General features: G+C 36.8%; 5 protein-coding genes. 4 read left to right on the forward strand and 1 reads right to left on the reverse strand.

All coding sequences use genetic code 11. The features are described from left to right. The first annotated feature begins 340 nt into the window (after positions 1 to 340). Both V6256_RS14880 and bamJ read left to right on the forward strand, forming a co-directional pair. Entirely contained in the window at positions 341 to 898 is a 558-nt protein-coding gene (locus V6256_RS14880) for a bifunctional adenosylcobinamide kinase/adenosylcobinamide-phosphate guanylyltransferase (protein WP_341599057.1), read from the forward strand. Positions 899 to 1,060: 162 nt separating this feature from the next. After that, entirely contained in the window at positions 1,061 to 1,675 is a 615-nt protein-coding gene (gene bamJ, locus V6256_RS14885; protein ID WP_341599058.1) for a BamJ family beta-barrel-assembly machinery protein, read from the forward strand. A 75-nt stretch (positions 1,676 to 1,750) separates the two neighbouring features. Here the strand turns inward: bamJ and mtnN are convergent, their stop codons facing one another. Continuing rightward, a complete protein-coding gene (gene mtnN, locus V6256_RS14890; protein WP_341599059.1) occupies positions 1,751 to 2,446 on the reverse strand; it encodes a 5'-methylthioadenosine/S-adenosylhomocysteine nucleosidase in 696 nt (231 codons plus the stop codon). Positions 2,447 to 2,582: 136 nt separating this feature from the next. On the opposite strand from mtnN, the gene tyrS reads away from it, so the two are divergent. Next, a complete protein-coding gene (tyrS, locus tag V6256_RS14895) occupies positions 2,583 to 3,854 on the forward strand; it encodes a tyrosine--tRNA ligase (protein WP_341599060.1) in 1,272 nt (423 codons plus the stop codon). 10 nt (positions 3,855 to 3,864) lie between these two features. Next, positions 3,865 to 4,554: a hypothetical protein gene (locus V6256_RS14900; protein WP_341599061.1), complete on the forward strand. Its 690-nt coding sequence runs from the start codon at positions 3,865 to 3,867 to the stop codon at positions 4,552 to 4,554. Positions 4,555 to 4,693 lie beyond the last annotated feature (139 nt).

A 4,693-nucleotide genomic window follows, 5' to 3' on the forward strand; every position in this document is an offset into this window, starting at 1 on the left:
TAAGTTATTTTAGCAAGTAAAATAGATCAGTTAATTAGTGTGATTGGTATTATTCTTTTCTTCTTTTGTTTTGTCTTTAGTAATGCTTGATAAAAAGGTGGTGCGGATTAGCTTGGTATTACACTCACTTGTTTGTCATTGCTTAACTTTCTTATTTTTATTATTAGCGGCGAGAGATTTTAGAATCAATCATTTATATTTATACTGGTGGGTAAATGAGTCATGGTAAAATGTAATTAACTTTTGCCTTAAAATACTTGGCTCTCATGTAACAGATCAAGTTAACCCGGTATTCTGTGTAATATAAATAAAATTAAGTAATTAGGGCGATAAGAGAAATATGATTCAATTATTCATTGGTGGTGTGCGCAGTGGCAAAAGTGACGCTGCGGAAGATATGTTATTAGCGTTAACTCAAAATAACGCGCTGAAACCTGCTTATGTTGCAACCAGTGTCGCTTATGGTGAAGAAACGATTGAGCGTATTAAGTTACATCAACAAAATCGTGAGTTGCGTTTTGGTCAACCGATCACAACCTATGAGTTGAATTATCAAGAATTAGATCTGTTATTTGTTTTACAGTCTTTAGATAAAGCCGAGAATATTGTTTTAATTGAATGTTTGTCTACCTGGGTTGGCTGGTATCTATCATTGGATAATACACTCGAGCAAAACCTTCTGCTGATGTCACAACAACAAGCTGCTCTGTTGGCCTTTTTGAAAAAGGCTAAATGCCACGTGATTATAGTCACGGGCGAAGTGGGGTGTGGTTTGATTGGAGAAACTCCCTTACAAAGGCGTTATGCAGATCAACTCGGTAAATTAAATCAACAGGTAGCAGCGGTATCTGAGCAAGTTTACCTATTAACGGCAGGGCTAAAACAGCAATTAAAATAAAGAATTTAAATGGTTTGGTGTTGTTTTATAAGGGATTTCCTCTTTTATTTAAATAAAATACAAATTTTTCTCTTTTTTCCCTTTAAATCCAATTTTTGCTCCCCATATTATTTATTAACCAAGATGGGGAAACCCAAAATTCATTAAAGAAAGAGAAATAATATGTCTGAATATACTACTCAAGAGCAACAAGCAAGCTACGGTATCGGTTTACAAATGGGCGAGCAACTTGCTTCTAATCCTTTTGAGGGTTTAGAAATCTCTGCTGTATCTGCTGGTATTGCTGATGCTTTTGCCGGTGCTGAAAGCAAAGTTTCTCAAGAAGACTTACAAGCTGCATTCCAAGTAATTTCTGCACGTATGCAAGCTGCTGCTGAAGAGCAAGCTAAAGTATTAGGTGCTGCTGGCGAAGCTTTCCTAGCTGAAAACGCTAAGAAAGACGGCGTTGTTGTAACTGAATCTGGTCTACAGTATGAAGTTATTTCTGAAGGTGAAGGCGAAAAACCAACTGCTGAATCAACAGTAAGCGTTCATTACCACGGTTCTTTAATTGACGGTACAGTATTTGATAGTTCTGTAGAACGTGGTCAACCTGCTGAGTTCCCAGTTGGCGGTGTTATCGCTGGTTGGACTGAAGCTCTACAATTAATGTCTCCAGGTGCTAAATATAAACTAGCTATTCCTGCTGCTCTTGCATACGGTGAGCGTGGTGCTGGCGCTGTGATCGGTCCACATGCGACATTAGTATTTGAAGTTGAATTATTAGCAATTAAATAATTAGCTAAATAAAAATGATTAAATAAAAAAGGCCTTATCGGGTAACCGGTAAGGCCTTTTTTTATAGACGTAGTTTTAGTTTAGTCTATCTACGATAGCTTCTACTAACACAGACGCATTTTTGGCTGCAACAGGTAAAAACTCTTCAAAAGAAAGTTCTGATTTCTTGCCAGCAATATCAGACAGTGAACGAATAATGACAAAAGGCACTGAGAATTGGAAACAAACTTGCGCAATGGCTGCCGCTTCCATCTCACATGCAGCCATAGTAGGGAAGTTGTTACGTGCAATTTCAGCCTTAACAGGGTCTGCCATAAAGATATCGCCCGTACAAATTAAGCCTTTGATAATGTTCAAACCATCTAATGTTTTAGCTGCATCTTCTGCAATATCAATTAAAGACGTTGTCGCTTCAAACGCCGCTGGTAATTGTGCCATTTGACCAATTTCATAGCCAAAAGCTGTGAGGTCTACATCGTGGAATCTTACTTCAGTTGAGATCACGATATCACCAACATTCAATGCGGTATCGTACCCGCCAGCTGAACCAGTGTTGATCACCGCATCAGGAGAGAATTGATCTAATAAAAGCGTTGTTGCTACGGCTGCTGCAACTTTACCTATCCCTGATTTGGTTAAAATTACTTGTTTGCCATTAAGGTCACCTTGGTAAAATTCGCAACCTGCGATTTTGCTTGTAGTAACGTTATTCATCGCTGATTTTAAGATGCTAACTTCTTCATCCATTGCACCAATAATGCCTATTTTCATTTGTTTATCTCTTTGTTATACCAATAAAAGTGCAATGCTATCATATTGTTGACAATATCTTCACTCTAAGGTTTTTTTGTGGTCAGTAACTGTGTAAAATCTCATGCAATTATTGCTAGTAAACCAGGAAAAGTAAATGAATGCCTTAATAGAAGATTTAAAAGCGCGCGGCTTGATCGCTCAAACAACTGCAGATGAAGAATTACACGAACATTTATCTAGTGGAAGTCGTACATTATATTGTGGCTTTGATCCTACAGCTGATAGTTTACACATCGGTAGTCTAGTACCACTTTTAATTTTAAAACGTTTTCAAGAAGCTGGCCATAAGCCATTGGCATTGGTAGGTGGGGCAACTGGATTAATCGGCGATCCAAGTTTTAAAGCTGCTGAGCGTAAATTAAATAGCGATGACGTTGTTGCTAATTGGGTTGATTCAATTAAAAAACAAGTTAGTGCTTTTATTAAATTCGACAATAAAGATAATGCTGCGGAAGTGGTCAACAATCTAGATTGGATCAGTAAAATGGACAGCATCTCTTTTTTACGTGATGTTGGTAAACACTTTAGTGTTAACGCAATGATTCAAAAAGAATCTGTTAAACAGCGTATCGACCGTGAAGGGGCTGGTATCTCATTTACTGAGTTCAGCTACATGCTTTTACAATCTTATGATTTTGCTGCACTAAACAAAGAGAAAAACTGTACATTGCAAATTGGTGGTTCTGACCAATGGGGTAATATTACTGGTGGTATTGATTTAACACGCCGTATGAATCAAGAAAAAGTGTTTGGTTTAACGATGCCGTTAGTAACTAAAGCAGATGGCACTAAATTTGGTAAAACAGAGTCTGGTACTATTTGGTTAGATCCTGCAAAAACATCACCTTATGCTTTCTTCCAATTCTGGATCACGACATTAGATGCAGATGTTTACAAATTCTTACGTTATTTCACTTTCCTTTCTGTAGAAGAAATTGCAGAAATTGAAGAAACAGATAAAAATATTAAAGGTCGCCCACAAGGCCAAGGTATCTTAGCACGTGAAGTGACTCGTTTAGTACACGGTGAAGAAGGTTTAGCGTCAGCTGAGCGTATTACTGAAGCATTATTTTCAGGGAACTTAACTAATCTAAGTGAGTCTGATCTAGCGCAATTAGCTCAAGATGGTTTGCCAGCAACAGAAGTCGAAAATGACAGTGCTTCAATTGTTGAGCTATTAACAAGCTGTGAATTAGCAGCTTCAAACAAAATGGCGCGTGAATTTGTTAATAATGGCGCAGTGATGGTAAACGGTGAAAAAGTGACTGACACTGAAGCGACTATCACTAAAGCCGATGCATTATTTTCACGTTACACATTAATTAAGCGTGGTAAACGCTTATTTAACTTATTTATTTGGAAATAAAGAGAGTCGTATGAACTCAAAAAGCAATGTATTAAATGTTATTTTAAAAGCGTCACTTACTTCATTAGTAGGTTTTTGCTCGTTTTCTGTCGTTGCTGAAAACAATAAAAACTGGGTTGATATGAGTGACCCGACTGCGGTTTATTCTAATGCAATTATTGGTGGTGGCACTGAAGGCGTAGACTTTTCTGCTCGTTTTGGTAGTTATTTATCTGGTGTTTATAAGCAACGTTTTACGGTGGCGGCTAAACACAATTTAGATTTTTATGAATTTAATTATCTTTTATCTAACTCTGTTACTAAGTCTGGTATTACCTTTGATAGTAGCTGGAATAAAGATATTGAAGCTGACCATAAAGATTATGAAGATGTAAATGATGTTTCAATTGGTTTCTTTGCTAAGTTAGACTTTATGGAGAAACGTTTAAATGTCTACCCTAAGGCTAATGTCGGTTATATCTGGAAAGATGATGTAGAAGATACGACTTACGTAAAATTTGATGCAACAACCCGTTATAGCTTTAATAAAATGTATTGGGTTGGTCTAACGCCAACTTATACTTATTCATTTGATGGGTTACATTTGAAAGAGTGGGCTGTCACCGCTGATGCAGGAGTTCAATTATCAGAATCATTTGGTATTAACTTTAGTGCAAATAATGATGAAGAGTTAACGGCTAATATTGAGTTTGCTTTTTAATGACAGTTAGTTAAGTTATTTATGTTCATGTTAAAAAAGCGCCTAGGCGCTTTTTTTATTGGAATAAAATAATCTCGTTGTCGTCTTATACCAATTATATTAAATAAGTGATCTAAATTTTGCGCAGGAAAAATGACTG

It is taken from the genome of Psychromonas aquatilis, from assembly GCF_038155185.1.
Classification (GTDB): Bacteria; Pseudomonadota; Gammaproteobacteria; order Enterobacterales; family Psychromonadaceae; genus Psychromonas; species Psychromonas aquatilis.

Excerpts from the sequence above, each read along its gene's own strand:
- V6256_RS14880 (WP_341599057.1), top strand. The coding sequence starts at position 341 with ATGATTCAATTATTCATTGGTGGTGTGCGCAGTGGCAAAAGTGACGCT.
- bamJ (WP_341599058.1), top strand. The coding sequence starts at position 1,061 with ATGTCTGAATATACTACTCAAGAGCAACAAGCAAGCTACGGTATCGGT.
- mtnN (WP_341599059.1), bottom strand. The coding sequence starts at position 2,446 with ATGAAAATAGGCATTATTGGTGCAATGGATGAAGAAGTTAGCATCTTA.
- tyrS (WP_341599060.1), top strand. The coding sequence starts at position 2,583 with ATGAATGCCTTAATAGAAGATTTAAAAGCGCGCGGCTTGATCGCTCAA.
- V6256_RS14900 (WP_341599061.1), top strand. The coding sequence starts at position 3,865 with ATGAACTCAAAAAGCAATGTATTAAATGTTATTTTAAAAGCGTCACTT.